General features: G+C 57.8%; 15 protein-coding genes. 10 read left to right on the top strand and 5 right to left on the bottom strand.

Translation table 11 applies throughout. The features are described from left to right. Positions 1-897, bottom strand: a complete 897-nt coding sequence (locus tag OTG14_RS07140; RefSeq protein WP_032647160.1) for a DMT family transporter — start codon at positions 895-897, stop codon at positions 1-3. A 173-nt stretch (positions 898-1,070) separates the two neighbouring features. Here OTG14_RS07140 and OTG14_RS07145 point away from each other — a divergent pair, with 173 nt between their 5' ends. Next, positions 1,071-1,943, top strand: coding sequence for a helix-turn-helix transcriptional regulator (locus OTG14_RS07145; protein ID WP_267214808.1), 873 nt, complete (start codon positions 1,071-1,073; stop codon positions 1,941-1,943). Here the strand turns inward: OTG14_RS07145 and OTG14_RS07150 are convergent. Next, positions 1,923-3,110, bottom strand: a complete 1,188-nt coding sequence (locus tag OTG14_RS07150) for a benzoate/H(+) symporter BenE family transporter (protein WP_267215197.1) — start codon at positions 3,108-3,110, stop codon at positions 1,923-1,925. The two genes, OTG14_RS07145 and OTG14_RS07150, sit on opposite strands and share 21 nt — an antisense overlap. 71 nt (positions 3,111-3,181) lie before the next feature. Between OTG14_RS07150 and OTG14_RS07155 the strand changes: the two genes are divergently transcribed. Both OTG14_RS07155 and OTG14_RS07160 read left to right on the top strand, forming a co-directional pair. Then, the gene (locus tag OTG14_RS07155; protein ID WP_061715163.1) at positions 3,182-3,709 is read left to right on the top strand and encodes a helix-turn-helix domain-containing protein; all 528 of its coding nucleotides are present in this window, start codon (positions 3,182-3,184) and stop codon (positions 3,707-3,709) included. A gap of 80 nt (positions 3,710-3,789) precedes the next feature. Next, positions 3,790-5,754, top strand: a complete 1,965-nt coding sequence (locus OTG14_RS07160; RefSeq protein ID WP_024908432.1) for a peptidase U32 family protein — start codon at positions 3,790-3,792, stop codon at positions 5,752-5,754. On the opposite strand, the gene OTG14_RS07165 is transcribed toward OTG14_RS07160, so the two are convergent. Next, positions 5,755-5,985 (bottom strand): DUF2554 family protein, encoded by a 231-nt coding sequence (locus OTG14_RS07165; protein ID WP_024908433.1) that lies wholly within the window; start codon positions 5,983-5,985, stop codon positions 5,755-5,757. Positions 5,986-6,229: 244 nt separating this feature from the next. Here OTG14_RS07165 and OTG14_RS07170 point away from each other — a divergent pair, with 244 nt between their 5' ends. Next, on the top strand, positions 6,230-6,592 hold the full coding sequence (locus tag OTG14_RS07170) for a hypothetical protein (RefSeq protein WP_061715161.1): 363 nt from the start codon (positions 6,230-6,232) through the stop codon (positions 6,590-6,592). A 162-nt stretch (positions 6,593-6,754) separates the two neighbouring features. Here the strand turns inward: OTG14_RS07170 and OTG14_RS07175 are convergent, their stop codons facing one another. Continuing rightward, positions 6,755-7,291: a dihydrofolate reductase family protein gene (locus OTG14_RS07175; RefSeq protein ID WP_267215198.1), complete on the bottom strand. Its 537-nt coding sequence runs from the start codon at positions 7,289-7,291 to the stop codon at positions 6,755-6,757. A 33-nt stretch (positions 7,292-7,324) separates the two neighbouring features. After that, positions 7,325-8,332, bottom strand: a complete 1,008-nt coding sequence (gene ftrA / locus OTG14_RS07180; RefSeq protein ID WP_148769201.1) for a transcriptional regulator FtrA — start codon at positions 8,330-8,332, stop codon at positions 7,325-7,327. Between the two features lie 73 nt (positions 8,333-8,405). Here ftrA and OTG14_RS07185 point away from each other — a divergent pair, with 73 nt between their 5' ends. The 6 genes from OTG14_RS07185 to urtD all read left to right on the top strand — a co-directional run bounded on the left by OTG14_RS07185 (position 8,406) and on the right by urtD (position 15,023). Next, positions 8,406-8,819 (top strand): rhodanese-like domain-containing protein, encoded by a 414-nt coding sequence (locus OTG14_RS07185; RefSeq protein ID WP_267214809.1) that lies wholly within the window; start codon positions 8,406-8,408, stop codon positions 8,817-8,819. Positions 8,820-8,975: 156 nt separating this feature from the next. After that, positions 8,976-10,079: a cobalamin-independent methionine synthase II family protein gene (locus OTG14_RS07190; RefSeq protein ID WP_267214810.1), complete on the top strand. Its 1,104-nt coding sequence runs from the start codon at positions 8,976-8,978 to the stop codon at positions 10,077-10,079. Positions 10,080-10,282: 203 nt separating this feature from the next. Further along, positions 10,283-11,554, top strand: coding sequence for an urea ABC transporter substrate-binding protein (urtA, locus tag OTG14_RS07195; RefSeq protein WP_267214811.1), 1,272 nt, complete (start codon positions 10,283-10,285; stop codon positions 11,552-11,554). Positions 11,555-11,578: 24 nt separating this feature from the next. Continuing rightward, positions 11,579-13,153, top strand: a complete 1,575-nt coding sequence (gene urtB / locus OTG14_RS07200) for an urea ABC transporter permease subunit UrtB (RefSeq protein ID WP_267214812.1) — start codon at positions 11,579-11,581, stop codon at positions 13,151-13,153. Next, positions 13,153-14,226 carry an urea ABC transporter permease subunit UrtC gene (urtC, locus tag OTG14_RS07205; RefSeq protein ID WP_064672494.1) on the top strand — a complete coding sequence of 358 codons (1,074 nt, stop codon included), beginning with the start codon at positions 13,153-13,155 and terminating at the stop codon, positions 14,224-14,226. Before urtB ends, urtC begins: the two co-directional genes overlap by 1 nt. Next, the gene (gene urtD / locus OTG14_RS07210) at positions 14,226-15,023 is read left to right on the top strand and encodes an urea ABC transporter ATP-binding protein UrtD (RefSeq protein ID WP_032647183.1); all 798 of its coding nucleotides are present in this window, start codon (positions 14,226-14,228) and stop codon (positions 15,021-15,023) included. The genes urtC and urtD overlap by 1 nt, the downstream gene beginning before the upstream one ends. The last annotated feature ends 6 nt before the right edge of the window (positions 15,024-15,029 follow it).

Here is a 15,029-nt window from a genome sequence, read left to right on the forward strand (position 1 = left end):
TTATGCCATCCGTAAGCGCCTGAACCAGGTTTCCGGTTTGGTAAACATCACCATATTTCCTCCCAGAATCAGCACTAACCCCACGATACCGTTGATATGCCAGACGTACCCTTCATACACCGTGGAGATGGAGAGCGCCACCAGCGGGAAGAGCAGCGTGCTATAGGCCGCTTTACCTGGACCAATGCGTCCCACCAGCGTGAAGTAGGCACCAAAAGCAATCACCGAGCCAAACAGAGCCAGATACACCAGCGCACCAAGATAGCTCACCGTCCATTCCGGCACAAAGCTGTCGCCTCTGAACAGGGCAATGCAGCCCATCACCAGCGTGCCATAGAGCATCGCCCAGGCGTTGGTGGTCATGGTTTCCAGTCCTCTGCGCTGATGGCGCATGCTGATCATATTGCCCAGCGAGAAGCCGTAGGTACCGAGTGCGGAAAGCCCAATCCCGGTCAGGAGTGACGCGCTCCAGCCGCTGGCCAGCAGATCGTCCCAGAAGAGGGTGATGATCCCAACCAGCCCCAGTGCCGCCGCTGTCCAGAAACGCGCGGGCGGGCGCTGCCCGAAGAAAATAAAGCTGTTAATGGCGTTATAGAGCACGGCCATAGAGAAGATCACCGATTCCAGCCCGGTGTTGATATGCGAGGCTGCGGTGTAAAAACACCAGAAGTTAAAGCAGAAAACGCAGCATCCCTGGAGTATGCAATATAGGTGATCCCGCAGCGCCAGCGTGCGCAGGCGTCGCAGGGCGATTAACACCATCATCATCGTGAGGCTGGCGACGGCGAAACGCCAGAAAATAGAGACGGGCGCCGCCACGGGACCCTGCTGCAGAAAAATGGCAATCCAGGTGGTTCCCCAGATGACCACCACCAGTCCATAGAGTAATGCGTTCATATTTTTCTCTTCTCAAACCCCGAAAGCACGCAGTATGGCGCTGAGTTGCGTAACGGGCTTTCACCGGCTTGCGGGTGACTTGCAAAATCTTGCGCTTTTTTCTTCCGCGGGGACTGGCAACGGGAGACAACTCTTCTTAGACTGAGATTCCGATCAATCACGCGCTAACGGTTATGTCTCACGCTTACGATACCTTTGAAACGCTTTGCCAACAGAATGCGGTCCTGCGGGAAACCGTCTCGCTGAATTCGGGTATTCAGCTGGCAGCGTGGTACAACAAGCACGATACGATAACGGTAAAAAGCAACCATCATACCCTCAGCCTGTACGTGGCGGACGGCTACGAAAGCTATCAAAAAACGCCGGGCGGCTGGAAGAACGGCGGGGGGCCGGACCGTTTCTGTTTGATGCCCAAAGAGAGCGAATCGACGTGGGATATCCGTGATGACCTGTCGTTTGTGCATCTCTACTGCACCGATGAACACCTGCGCGACGTAGGGGAAAAAATCTGGGACAAGCGCCCGCTATCGCTGACCCTGGACGAGCGCATTTTTGGTAGCGATCCGAAGATTACCACGCTGTATCGCCAGTTTTTACTGGGCTGCGACTGGCTGCAGCACGCCAACCAGCTCACTCTGAGCACGGCCTCCACGCTGCTGCTGACCCATCTGCTGCAAAACTACTCAAACGTGCAGTGGAAGCTGCCGGTTGTCACGGGAGGGTTGTCGCCGTTTGTGCTGCGCAACGTCCTCGCCTTTATCGAAGAGAATCTCGGGCAGCCCCTGACGCTGGCCGAACTGGCGGCGCAGGCTGCCCTCAGCGAATACCATTTTGCACGCATGTTCCGCCAGTCGACGGGGTTGGCGCCGCATCAGTATGTGATGCAGAGGCGAATGGATAAAGCGAAAGCCCTCGTCCAGCACACCTCGACGCCGCTGACGGAGATCGCACTTGCCTGCGGGTTTAACTCCGCCAGCCACTTCAGCAACCGCTTTCGCAGCGCGACGGGCATGACGCCTTCGCAGCTACGCGCGGCGAGCGCGTGAAAACAGGGCGTAGCACACCCCGCCCAAGACCAGCCCCCAGAATGCCGAACCGATGCCCAGGATCGTGACGCCGCTCGCGGTCATCAGGAATGTAACGATGGCCGCATCGCGCTCCGCTTCGTGGCTTAATGCCTGATATAAACTCCCGCTGATGGTGCCCAGCAGCGCCAGACCGGCGAGCGTCTGGATCCAGCTAAGCGGCAGCGCGGCCATCAGCCCGGTAATGGAGCCGCCGAAAATCCCCGCCAGCAGATAAAACCCTCCGGCTGCGATGGCCGCCAGCCAGCGTTTATCGGCATCCGGGTGCGCATCCGGGCTTTGACAAATAGCGGCAGTAATGGCCGCAATGCAGATAGAAAAGACGCCAAACGGAGAAAACAGCAGCGCCAGTCCACCCGTGACGATGATGAGCGGTGAGACCGCCAGCGGGTAACCGGAGGCCTTCATCGTGGCGAAACCAGGCGCATTTTGCGAGGCCATGGTCACCAGGAAGAAGGGCACGCCAATACTCACCAGGCTTGTGAAGGTGAAGGCGGGTGCAATAAACTCAGGCATCACCAGAGAAAGCGTGAGCTTATCGGTGACAACGTCACCTCCCGCCCAGGCCACAATACCGCCGACCAGCAGCGTAACGACGATGGCATAGCGAGGAGCCAGCGCTTTTGCGATCAGCCACGCCGCAATCATGCTGCCGCACAGCAGAAAGTGCCCTTCGAGATGCGCAAACGCGTGCAGGCCAAACTGCAGCAATACCCCCGCCAGCATGGCGGCAGCAAGCGAATGGGGGATCAGCTTCATCAGGCGGGCGAAGAGCCCGGTAATGCCGCAGAGCAAAATAAGCGCGTTCGCAAAGATGAACACGCCGATGGTTTCCGCCAGCGTGACGCCGTGCAGGCTGGTGGCGAGCAGCGCCGCGCCGGGCGTCGACCAGGCGGTCAGGACCGGCGCCTTGTACCACCAGGAAAGCGCCAGCGTGCTGACGCCCATCCCAATTCCCAGCGCGGTCATCCAGCCCGCAATCTGCTGTGCGCTGGCGCCTGCCGCAGCGGCAGCCTGCCAGATGATGGCGGCCGAGCTGGCGTAACCGACCAGCACGGCGACAAATCCAGCCAGTGCGACTGGAACAAGGTGAGAGGAAGGGCGCATGAAAACTCCGTTGTGCGTTATAGCATCCGGGATAAGGTAGCACTGTGCGCTATAGCGTACAAGTGGTATGCTGGTCGTCACCAGGAGGGAACATGGACATCACACGACATCTTGCAACCACATTGAAAACGCTGCGCCAGGCGCGCGGCTGGAGTTTGTCGAAGCTCGCAGACGAGACCGGCGTGTCAAAGGCCATGCTCGGGCAAATCGAGCGCAATGAATCCAGCCCGACGGTGTCGACGCTGTGGAAAATTGCCACGGGACTGAACGTTCCGTTTTCCGCCTTCATCACGCCGGAGGCGGACCAGCAGGCGGTATTTGACCCCCAGCAGCAGGCGATGGTCGTCAAGCCGCTCTTTCCGTGGGACGAGACGCTCAGGTTTGATTATTTCTCCATTACCCTGGCACCCGGCGCGCTGAGTGAATCCACGCCGCATGAGGCCGGAGTGATTGAACATGTGGTGGTGGTCAGCGGCGAGCTGGAGATGAAGCTTGACGGCAAGTGGCAGATGATTTCTGCCGATTCGGGCGTCCGTTTTGCCGGCGATAAACCGCACGCCTACCGCAACAGCAGCGACCGGACGGTGCATTTTCACTCCCTGATTCATTATCCCCGCTGAGGCTACGCAAAACTGTTTCGCTGACGCATACTTCTGACTACAATAGCCGCCATTTTGACCATAACGGATAACGACGAAGTATGCGCCTGCAATCCCATCATCTTGAACTTTTAAGCCCGGCCCGCGACGCCGCCATAGCCCGTGAAGCGATCCTTCATGGCGCTGACGCCGTCTACATTGGCGGCCCAGGCTTCGGTGCCCGACATAACGCCAGCAACAGCCTGAGCGATATTGCTGAACTGGTGCCGTTCGCCCACCGTTTCGGGGCGAAAGTGTTCGTGACCCTGAACACCATTCTTCATGATGATGAGCTGGAGCCTGCGCAACGTCTGATTACCGATCTCTACCAGTCCGGGGTGGATGCCCTGATTGTTCAGGACATGGGCGTGCTCGAGCTGGATATTCCCCCCATTGAGCTGCATGCCAGTACCCAGTGTGATATCCGTACGGTCGAGAAGGCGAAATTTCTCTCCGACGTCGGCTTTTCGCAGATCGTCCTCGCGCGCGAGCTGAATCTGAATCAGATCCGCGATATTCATCAGGCGACAGACGCGACGATCGAGTTCTTTATCCACGGCGCGCTGTGCGTGGCCTATTCCGGTCAGTGCAATATTTCCCACGCCCAGACGGGCCGCAGCGCCAACCGCGGTGACTGCTCTCAGGCCTGCCGTCTGCCGTATACCCTGAAAGACGATCAGGGCCGCGTCGTGGCGTTCGAAAAACACCTGCTCTCCATGAAGGATAACGATCAGACTGCCAACCTGGGCGCGCTGATCGACGCGGGCGTGCGTTCCTTCAAGATTGAAGGGCGCTATAAAGATATGAGCTACGTGAAGAACATCACCGCGCACTATCGCCAGATGCTGGACGCCATTATTGAGGATCGCGGCGACCTGGCGCGCGCGTCGGCCGGCCGCACCGAGCATTTCTTTATTCCGTCGACGGACAAAACGTTCCACCGCGGCAGCACGGACTATTTCGTGAATGCCCGTAAAGGGGATATCGGCGCGTTTGACTCACCGAAGTTTATCGGTTTACCGGTCGGCGAAGTGCTGAAAGTGGCGAAAGATCACCTTGATGTTGCAGTGACGGAGCCGCTGGCGAACGGCGATGGCCTTAACGTGATGATTAAGCGCGAAGTCGTGGGCTTCCGTGCGAATACGGTCGAGAAAACCGGCGAGAACCGCTACCGCGTATGGCCGAATGAAATGCCGGCCGATCTCTACAAGGCGCGACCTAACGCGGCGCTTAACCGTAACCTCGATCATAACTGGCAGCAGGCGCTGCTGAAAACCTCCAGCGAACGACGTATCGCCGTGGATATTGAGCTGGGCGGCTGGGAAGAGCAGCTAATTCTGACCATGACCTGTGAAGACGGTATCAGCGTGACGCACACGCTCGATGGTCTTTTCGAGGTGGCAAACAACGCGGAAAAAGCGCTTAGCAGCCTGAAGGATGGCGTGGCGAAGCTGGGCCAGACGATTTACTACGCGCGCGCTATCGACGTGAATCTGCCGGACGCGCTGTTCGTGCCGAACAGCCTGCTTAACCAGTTCCGCCGAGAAACGGCAGAGATGCTGGATGCCGCGCGCCTGGCACAGTATCCGCGCGGTAGCCGTAAAGCCGAAGCCGTCCCTGCGCCAGTATACCCGGACACCCATTTGTCCTTCCTCGCCAACGTTTACAACCATAAAGCACGTGAATTCTATCATCGCCACGGCGTGCAGCTGATCGACGCGGCCTATGAAGCGCATGAAGAGAAGGGCGATGTGCCGGTGATGATCACCAAGCACTGCCTCCGCTTTGCGTTTAACCTGTGTCCTAAGCAGGCTAAAGGTAACATTAAGAGCTGGAAGGCCACCCCAATGCAGCTGGTAAACGGTGACGAAGTTCTGACCCTTAAGTTCGACTGCCGTCCTTGCGAAATGCATGTGATTGGCAAGATGAAAAACCACATCTTCAAAATGCCGCAGCCCGGCAGTATTGTGGCATCCGTCAGTCCGGACGACCTGATGAAAACCCTGCCAAAACGCAAGGGCAGTTAATTACCTGACGTGCGTGTCCGGTTTGCGCGACTTCTGCCACAGGTGGTGTTCGCGCAAACCCTCCGCCGACTCTTCCGCAGCGCTTCGCAACTCATCGCTGTCGGCTTCATGACGAAGCTGATGCGCCACGTTCTTTACCCATAAATATTCATGTCCTTTGTGCCCGGCCATAAGCTGGCCTGAAAACAGCGCACAAATAAGCATTATGAAAGATAACCCTTTTTTAATCATGGATTCCCCGCTGAAAAACAATGCCGGATAATCATGTCGATTATTTCCTGGTGTTATTATTTAAAAATTAAAATTAGCGAAAAGAAAATGTCAAATAATGTGGGTTCGGAATAGTGATTAGGATATTTCCTAAAATTCATCCTAATCTTTGTAAAGCTCCATTTCTGGACCACAATTGGATGTTTGCATTAAGGATTAATCTTATATAATAGTTATCTTGGGCTAAGGAACAGGTCATTTATAAATGAAAAAAATAGTAGCGCTTGCGCTTCTGGCGGCAGCTGTTATAGCCGTTGCAGGGGTTCGTTATGCAGGTAATGACGAACCAGAATATATTCAATCTGCAGAAATTCGCGTGGGTTCCTATTTAACCAGCGACTATGGTGGCGTTGCCTGCACCAGCAAAAAAGTGAACGATCAGCGTTGGGAATTAGATTGCACTCATCAGGCAAGAGGAAAAACATTCCAGTTCGCGGTGTATCCCTCTGAAAAAGCACCTTATGGTGTCGCACGCTCCTTTTATCTTGAAGCCATTAACGATGACGCAAAACAGAGCGCTGAACAGGGGCTTATGCGTTATTTGCAGATCAATACCCATGCAGGTTAATAAGACTGTTTAACCTTCGTTAAGACAACGGGTGTTAGGTTGTAAGGGATCCGCAGCCCGGCCATGGAGTGTCGGGACGTAGAGACCAAAATACAAATCTATCCATGCAAGCATTTACCGCCATTTTTGGCGGTTTTTTTTTGCTCAGTGTTTACCGTGGTTTTATGGCTTCAGTCGATAGTGTGACTGTACCAGGCCAGAAGGGAAGCTGCGGCTTGATACCAGCGTCAAATCGATATCTCCGGGCAGGGCGCCGAACAGCGATTTTCCCGATCCAAGCAGAACAGGAACGGTCGTGATCACCATATCCGCTACCAGTCCTTCGCGCAGGAACGACTGGATCACCTGTCCACCATCGAGATAGACGCGATGGACGTTCTGCATCGCCAGATCGTCGAGCACCTCCTTTGGCGTGCGGCCGGAAAACTGTACTTTGCCCCTCAATGCGTCGGGTACGGGCGTGTCGGCCAGCTGTCGGGAAAGCACCAGCACGGGCCGGTCATACGGCCATGTGTCAAAAGTCAGCACCTTCTCATAGCTCCCCCGGCCCATCACGATCCACTCTTTGTCCGCGATGAACGCCGCATAGCCATGATCCTCAGTCGGGTCATCGCGCTGCAGCAGCCACTCGATATCGTCATTCTGTCGGGCGATGTAGCCATCAAGACTGACCGCGATGAAAACGTGTGTGGTGACCATCAGGTGCTCCGTATTAACCATAAAACTAACGCCTCAGCGGGCGGTACCAGTACGTGAAAATTGTTTGCGATACTGAGCCGGGGAGAGCGCGAACTGCTGGCGAAAATGATGACGTAATGTCGACGCCTGACCAAATCCGGTCTGTTCCGCGATGCTGTCGATGCTTAACCGGCTGCTTTCCAGATAATCTTTCGCTCGCAGCAGGCGCTCATTGATCAACCAGCGTGCGGGCGTCATTCCCGTTGCCGCCTCGAAGCGGCGAAGAAAGGTGCGCTGGCTCATTCCGACCCGACGCGCCAGCGAGTCGACGCTATGCGCGTCGATAAGATGCGTGTGCAGAAAATCAAACAGCTGGCCGAGACGTTGACTCTCCCGCAGCTGCGCCACCGGGCGGCTCAGCTGCTGCGGCTGAGATCCATCCCTGTGAGGGGGAATGACCAGCCGACGCGCCACGCTGTTGGCGGTTTCCATGCCATAATCCCGACGCACAACGTGCAGGCAGAGATCGATCCCCGCCGCGCTGCCCGCAGAGGTCAGTATATCGCCCTCGTCCTGGTAGAGCACATCCTCAACCACGTCGATGTCAGGGTAACGGGCTTTTAACGCGTCAATGTAGCGCCAGTGCGTCGTGGCTTTACGTCCGTTCAGCAGCCCCGAGGCGGCCAGCACAAACACGCCCGAGCAGATAGAGAGCACCTGACACCCGCGCGCGCTGGCCTGACGCAATGCGCCGCAGAGCGCATCCGGAACCGGTGAGTCCAGCCCCCGCCAGCCCGGAACCACAATCAGATCGGCAGACTCAAGCAGGGAGATATCGCCATCGGTAATGATGCGGATCCCGCCCGTCGCCCGAAGTTCACCGCTGTCCACGCCCGCCACGGCAAAACGATACCATTCGTCGCCCAGCTCGGGGCGAGGCAGGCCGAAGATTTCCACCGCCACCCCAAACTCAAAGGTACACAGACCGTCATACGCCAGCACGACCACCTTCGGGCGGGCAAGTTGTCTTAAGTTTGTCATCTTTTTGCTGTTTTCTGGCATAAGCGAGCGCATTCACGGGCTGAATTTGTGGATAGAGTAGTGTTAACACAAACGCCAAAGATGAGGAAGGATCATGAGCTATGTTACTGAATTTCCGGCTGCCGAGCCGCAGGAAGCTGTTACCCATTTTCTGCGTCGCCTGAGCGTCGAAACCGACTGTGCCGATGTGCATCATGCCATCGCCAATAATGAGCAGGACTTTGTTTTGCTGCATGTGGTGGGGAGCCCGGAGCAGTTTTCCCGTCGTCACGTACCTGGCGCATTGCATCTGCCGCGGAGCCAGATTACCGCTGAGCGCATGGCTCAATGGCCTGAAGGCACGCTGTTCGTTGTCTACTGCGCAGGGCCGCACTGTAACGGCGCGGACAGAGCCGCGCTCAAGCTGGCGCGCCTCGGGCTGCCGGTCAAAATCATGCTCGGGGGGATCGCCGGCTGGGAAGATGAAAAGTTCGCCTTTGCCAGCAGCGAAACCTCCGCCGCGCTGTGAAGATGAATTTTTTTCAATGCCCGTGAAATTTTCTCGTTTGCCGACGCCGGTGAGGTATGACATTGTTTTTGGACATTTAGACATCCAGAAGTCTGAAGCTTCAAATAATGAATTATCACTGCTGGCAATTACCGTCGGCAGACTGAGGAGATTTCCATGCAACGACACCACGCCCCGTACCGCGCCGATGTAGTCGGCAGTTTTTTACGCCCGGATGCCATCAAACAGGCGCGCCTGAAGTTCGCCAGCGGCGAAATCGATGCCGGACAGCTTCGCGCGGTAGAGGATGAGGCCATTCGCCACGTCGTTGAGCAGCAGTGTGCGTGCGGCCTGCACGTGGTCACCGACGGCGAGTTTCGTCGTGCCTGGTGGCACTTCGACTTCTTCGACGGACTGCAGGGCGTTGAACGTTACGATTCACAGCAGGGCATCCAGTTTAACGGGGTGCAAACCAAAGCCCACGGTGTGCGCGTCACCGGCAAGCTGGGATTCGGTGACCATCCAATGCTCGAAGATTTTCGCTATCTGAAAAGCATCAGCGGGAACGCCCAGCCGAAAATGACCATTCCCAGCCCGAGCGTGCTCCATTTCCGCGGCGGTCGCAAAGACATTGATGCGACAGTGTATCCGGACCTGAACGTCTATTTCGACGATTTGGCCACCACCTGGCGTGATGCCATTCGCGCTTTCTATGACGCGGGCTGCCGTTATCTGCAGCTGGATGACACCGTCTGGGCCTATCTCTGTTCGGACGATCAGCGCCGTCAGATCCGCGAGCGAGGCGTTGATGCCGATGAGCTGGCGCGCATCTATGCCCGCGTTCTGAACAAGGCGCTGGAAGGCAAGCCGGACGATCTGACCATCGGGCTGCACGTTTGTCGCGGTAACTTCCGTTCTACCTGGATCTCCGAAGGTGGCTATGAGCCGGTGGCGGAAGTGCTGTTCGGGACGGTCAACGTTGACGCGTTCTTCCTTGAATATGATAACGACCGCAGCGGGGATTTCGCGCCATTGCGCTTTGTTCGACCGGGCAAGCAGCAGGTGGTGCTGGGGCTGATTACCACGAAAAACGGCGAGCTGGAGAACCCGGGAGGAATTAAAGCTCGTCTGGAAGAGGCGGCGAGATACGTGGCAAAAGAGCAGATCTGCCTCAGCCCGCAGTGCGGCTTTGCCTCTACCGAAGAGGGCAACAGCCTGAGCGAAACCCAGCAGTGGGACAAAGTCCGTCTGGTCACGCAGATCGCCAGCGAAGTCTGGTAAAACCTTCCTCCTCCGCGCTGCATTATAAAAGTGCAGCGCTGTGCCATTCTGAGACGTTCTCTTTACATCCGGCGTTCCCCTCCCAGAAATAGCGCTATCTTCATTCTGGCATCCTTTTTGCTCCTGCTTCGCTGACACTTTTATTTCCGCGTCCACGCCGTAACGGACGTTTTCGCACAGCGTTCTTTTTCAGGAGTGAAAATATGCAGCGTCGTACCTTATTAAAAGCCTTTGCGTTATCCGCGTCCGTCGTAGCGATGGGCATGAGTTTTGGCGTGCAGGCGGCCGATACCATCAAAGTGGGGATCATGCATTCTCTTTCCGGCACGATGGCCATCTCCGAGACCCCGCTGAAGGATGTCGCCCTGATGACGATTGATGAAATCAACGCCAAAGGCGGCGTGCTGGGTAAGAAACTGGAGCCGGTGGTGGTGGACCCGGCCTCAAACTGGCCGCTGTTTGCCGAGAAAGCGCGCCAGCTGTTGAGTCAGGATAAAGTGGCTGTGGTATTCGGCTGCTGGACGTCTGTTTCGCGCAAATCCGTACTGCCGGTCTTTGAGGAGCTGAACGGCCTGCTGTTCTATCCGGTGCAGTATGAGGGCGAGGAAATGTCGCCAAACGTCTTCTATACCGGCGCGGCGCCGAACCAGCAGGCGATCCCGGCGGTGGAATACCTGATGAGTGAAGACGGCGGCGCGGCGAAGCGCTTCTTCCTGCTGGGCACCGATTACGTTTACCCGCGCACCACCAACAAGATCCTGCGCGCGTTCCTGCATTCGAAAGGGGTGGAGGATAAGGATATTGAAGAGGTTTACACCCCGTTTGGCCATAGCGACTACCAGACCATCGTCGCCAATATCAAAAAATTCTCAGCGGGCGGCAAAACCGCCGTGGTGTCGACCATCAACGGCGATTCCAACGTGCCATTCTACAAAGAGCTGGCTAACCAGGGACTGAAGGCGACGGACGTGCCGGTGGTGGCGTTCTCCGTGGGTGAAGAAGAGCTGCGCGGGATCGACACCAAACCGCTGGTGGGCAACCTGGCGGCATGGAACTACTTTGAATCCGTGGATAATCTGACAAACCAGGCCTTCGTGGCGGATTACAAAGCCTATGCCAAAGCGCATAAGCTGCCGAACGCCGATACCGTGGTGACCAACGATCCGATGGAAGCGACTTACGTGGGGATTCATATGTGGGCGCAGGCGGTGGAAAAAGCGGGCACTACCGACGTGGATAAAGTGCGTGCGGCGATGGCCGGTCAGTCCTTTAAGGCGCCGTCAGGCTTTACGCTCACCATGGATGCCACCAACCACCATCTTCATAAGCCGGTCATGATCGGTGAAATCGAAGGCAACGGTCAGTTCAACGTGGTGTGGCAGACGGAGCAGCCGGTACGCGCCCAGCCGTGGAGCCCGTTCATCGCCGGGAATGACAAAAAGCCCGACCAGCCGATGAAAACCGCCAGCAACTAAGTCATCACCGCAGGGAGAAACGTCATGAACGCCATGCGCCTGTTCATCGCTCTTGTATGGCTTTCCGGACTGCTGCCAGGGATGGCGCAGGCATCGGATGCCGATCGTTTTGTTGCCGCCAGCCGCAGCCAGCAGGCGGATTTGTTGACGCAGTGGGCCGCCGCGCCGGACGCGTCAAGACTGCCGCTCCTTGAGGCGCTGCAAAAAGAAAACCTCTACGTCGATACGCAAAAGCACGCCTTTGCACAACGCAATGGTAACGTCATCCCGCTGGGGGAAAGTCAGATGGCAGAGGGCCCAACCAAAGCCGTTCGTCTGACCAACCGGCTGCGCGTACTGGCCGCCACGGCCATCGCGACGCATCAGCTGGTGAGTGACAGCGTCACCGAAAGGCGATCGGCGGCACGTCAGCTTCAGCGGGATGCCCAGCCCGGGATGCTCGCTTTTCTGGAAAAGCGGGTAAACGAAGAAACGGACGCGGTGGCGCGTCAGGCGCTGCTGCTGGCGGTGGCAAATCTCCAGCTAGCCAGCCCGCTGGCCGAGGTGCGCCGCAAGGCTGTTGAATTATTAGGGCACTCTGACGATCCGGACGTGGAGTCCAGACTTACCCCGTTTACCCAGCCACAGACAGAGCCGGATAGCGGCGTTCGAGCGGCCGCCGAAGAGAGTCTTAGCCAGATCCAGCACCGCCTGATGTGGGGCGATCTGCTGGGCCAGGCGTTTATGGGGCTGTCCCTGGGGTCGGTGCTGCTGCTGGCGGCGCTGGGGCTTGCCATCACCTACGGCCTGCTGGGGGTCATCAATATGGCGCACGGCGAAATGCTGATGCTGGGCGCGTATGCCACGTGGATGGTGCAGCAGGCGATGGCCGGGCTTGCGCCCCAGTGGCTGGCGCTCTATCCCGTTATCGCGCTGCCGGTCGCGTTCTGCCTGACGGCGGGCATCGGGATGGTGCTGGAGCGCACCGTGATTCGCCATTTGTACGGTCGTCCACTGGAAACGCTGCTGGCGACGTGGGGCATCAGCCTGATGCTTATCCAGTTGGTGCGCATGACCTTTGGCGCCCAGAACCTCGAGGTGGCGAACCCGGCATGGCTGTCCGGCGGGGTGCAGGTTTTTGCCAACCTGACGCTGCCATGGAACCGCATTGTGGTGCTGGGCTTCGTGCTGCTGGTGCTGTTCTTCACCTGGCTCATTCTGAACAAAACCCGTCTGGGGCTCAACGTGCGGGCGGTGACGCAAAACCGCAGCATGGCCGCCTGCTGTGGGGTACCGACAGGGCGCGTCGATATGCTGGCGTTTGGGCTTGGCTCCGGGATTGCGGGGTTAGGCGGCGTGGCGCTATCACAGCTCGGTAACGTCGGGCCGGAGCTGGGCCAGGGCTATATCATCGACTCCTTCCTTGTGGTGGTGCTCGGAGGTGTAGGCCAGCTGGCAGGCAGCGTGGCCGCGGCGTTTGGTCTGGGGATCTTTAATAAAATCCTTGAACCACAGATGGGTGCGGTGCTGGGCAAGATCGTGATTCTGGTGGCGATCGTGCTGTTTATTCAGAAACGCCCCCAGGGGCTGTTTGCGCTGAAAGGGAGGGTGATTGACTGATGAGCCAGCCACTGACCTTAACGCTGGCGCGCAAAGCGCCACGCACAACGCAACTTGCAGGCAGCCTGCTGGTGGTGTGTCTGCTGATATTACCGTTTTTCGCCTTACTGCCTGCGACGCATCCGCTGGCGCTGTCGACCTGGATGCTGACGCTGATTGGCAAGATCCTCTGCTACGCCATCGTTGCGGTGGCGCTGGATCTGGTGTGGGGCTATGCCGGGATGCTGTCGCTTGGGCACGGGATCTTCTTCGCGCTGGGCGGCTACGCGATGGGGATGTACCTGATGCGCCAGGCCGCGGGCGACGGTCTGCCCGCGTTTATGTCGTTCCTCTCCTGGAGCGAGCTGCCGTGGTTCTGGTGGGGAACCCAGCATTTTGCCTGGGCGCTGGTGCTGATTGTGATGGTGCCGGGCCTGCTGGCGCTGGTGTTTGGCTGGTTTGCCTTCCGCTCAAAGATCAAAGGGGTCTACTTCTCGATTATGACCCAGGCGCTGACCTATGCCGGGATGCTGCTGTTCTTTCGCAACGAAACCGGCTTTGGCGGCAATAACGGCTTTACCGGCTTCACCACGCTGCTCGGGTTTTCGGTGACGGAAACGACCACCCGTATCGCGCTGTTTCTGGCCACCGTGCTGTTGCTGCTCCTGGCCCTGGGCACAGGGTTTGCGCTGGCGAAGAGCAAGTTTGGCCGCATCCTGACCGCCGTTCGCGATGCCGAAAATCGGCTGACGTTTTGCGGCTACGATCCGCGCGGGTTCAAGCTGCTGGTCTGGACGCTCTCTGCCGTGCTGTGCGGCCTGGCGGGGGCGCTGTACGTCCCGCAGGTAGGTATTATCAACCCTGGCGAAATGTCGCCGACAAACTCGATAGAAGCGGCCATCTGGGTTGCGCTGGGCGGGCGCGGCACGTTGGTGGGGCCGGTGATTGGCGCGGCGCTGGTGAATGGGGCGAAAAGTTTCTTCACCGTCGCGATGCCGGAATACTGGCAGCTGTTTCTGGGGTTGATTTTTATCGCCGTCACGCTGTTTTTACCGCGCGGCGTCTATGGTCTGTTTCGAAAGGGAGATAAATAATGCAGCCAGCCGAAGGGTTATTTACCCGCCAGTTGCCCGGCGATCGTTACCGCGAGCAGACCGACCCGGTGCTTCAGCTTGAGGCGATTAACGTCAATTTTGATGGCTTTCAGGCCCTGACCGATCTCTCGCTGAATATCGGCGTGGGTGAGCTGCGCTGCGTGATCGGCCCCAACGGAGCCGGTAAAACCACGCTGATGGACGTCATCACCGGCAAAACGCGTCCAGAGAGCGGCAGGGCGATTTACGATCAGTCCATCGATCTGACCGCGCTGGAGCCTGCGGCCATTGCCCGCCAGGGGATCGGGCGTAAATTCCAGAAACCCACCGTTTTTGAAGCGCTGACGGTGTGGGAAAACCTGGAGATCGCCATGAAAACCGATAAGTCCGTCTGGGCGAGCCTGCGGGCAACGCTCAACGGTGAACAGCGCGACCGGATCGATGAGATGCTGGTTTTGCTGCGCCTTAGCAGCGAGCGCGACCGCCGCGCCGGGCTGCTTTCGCACGGACAAAAGCAGTTTCTGGAAATCGGTATGCTGCTGGTGCAGGACCCGCATCTGCTGCTGTTGGATGAACCCGCCGCCGGGATGACCGACGCGGAAACGGAATATACCGCCGAGCTGTTCAAAACGCTGGCGGGCAAGCACTCCCTGATGGTGGTGGAGCACGATATGGGCTTTGTTGAAACCATCGCCGACCATGTGACGGTGCTGCATCAGGGGCGGGTGCTGGCGGAAGGGTCGCTTCGCGAGGTGCAGGCTAACGAGCAGGTGATTGAGGTCTATCTGGGACGTTAAGGAGAG

Origin of the sequence: Enterobacter pseudoroggenkampii (assembly GCF_026420145.1) — a bacterium.
Taxonomy (GTDB): Bacteria; Pseudomonadota; Gammaproteobacteria; order Enterobacterales; family Enterobacteriaceae; genus Enterobacter; species Enterobacter pseudoroggenkampii.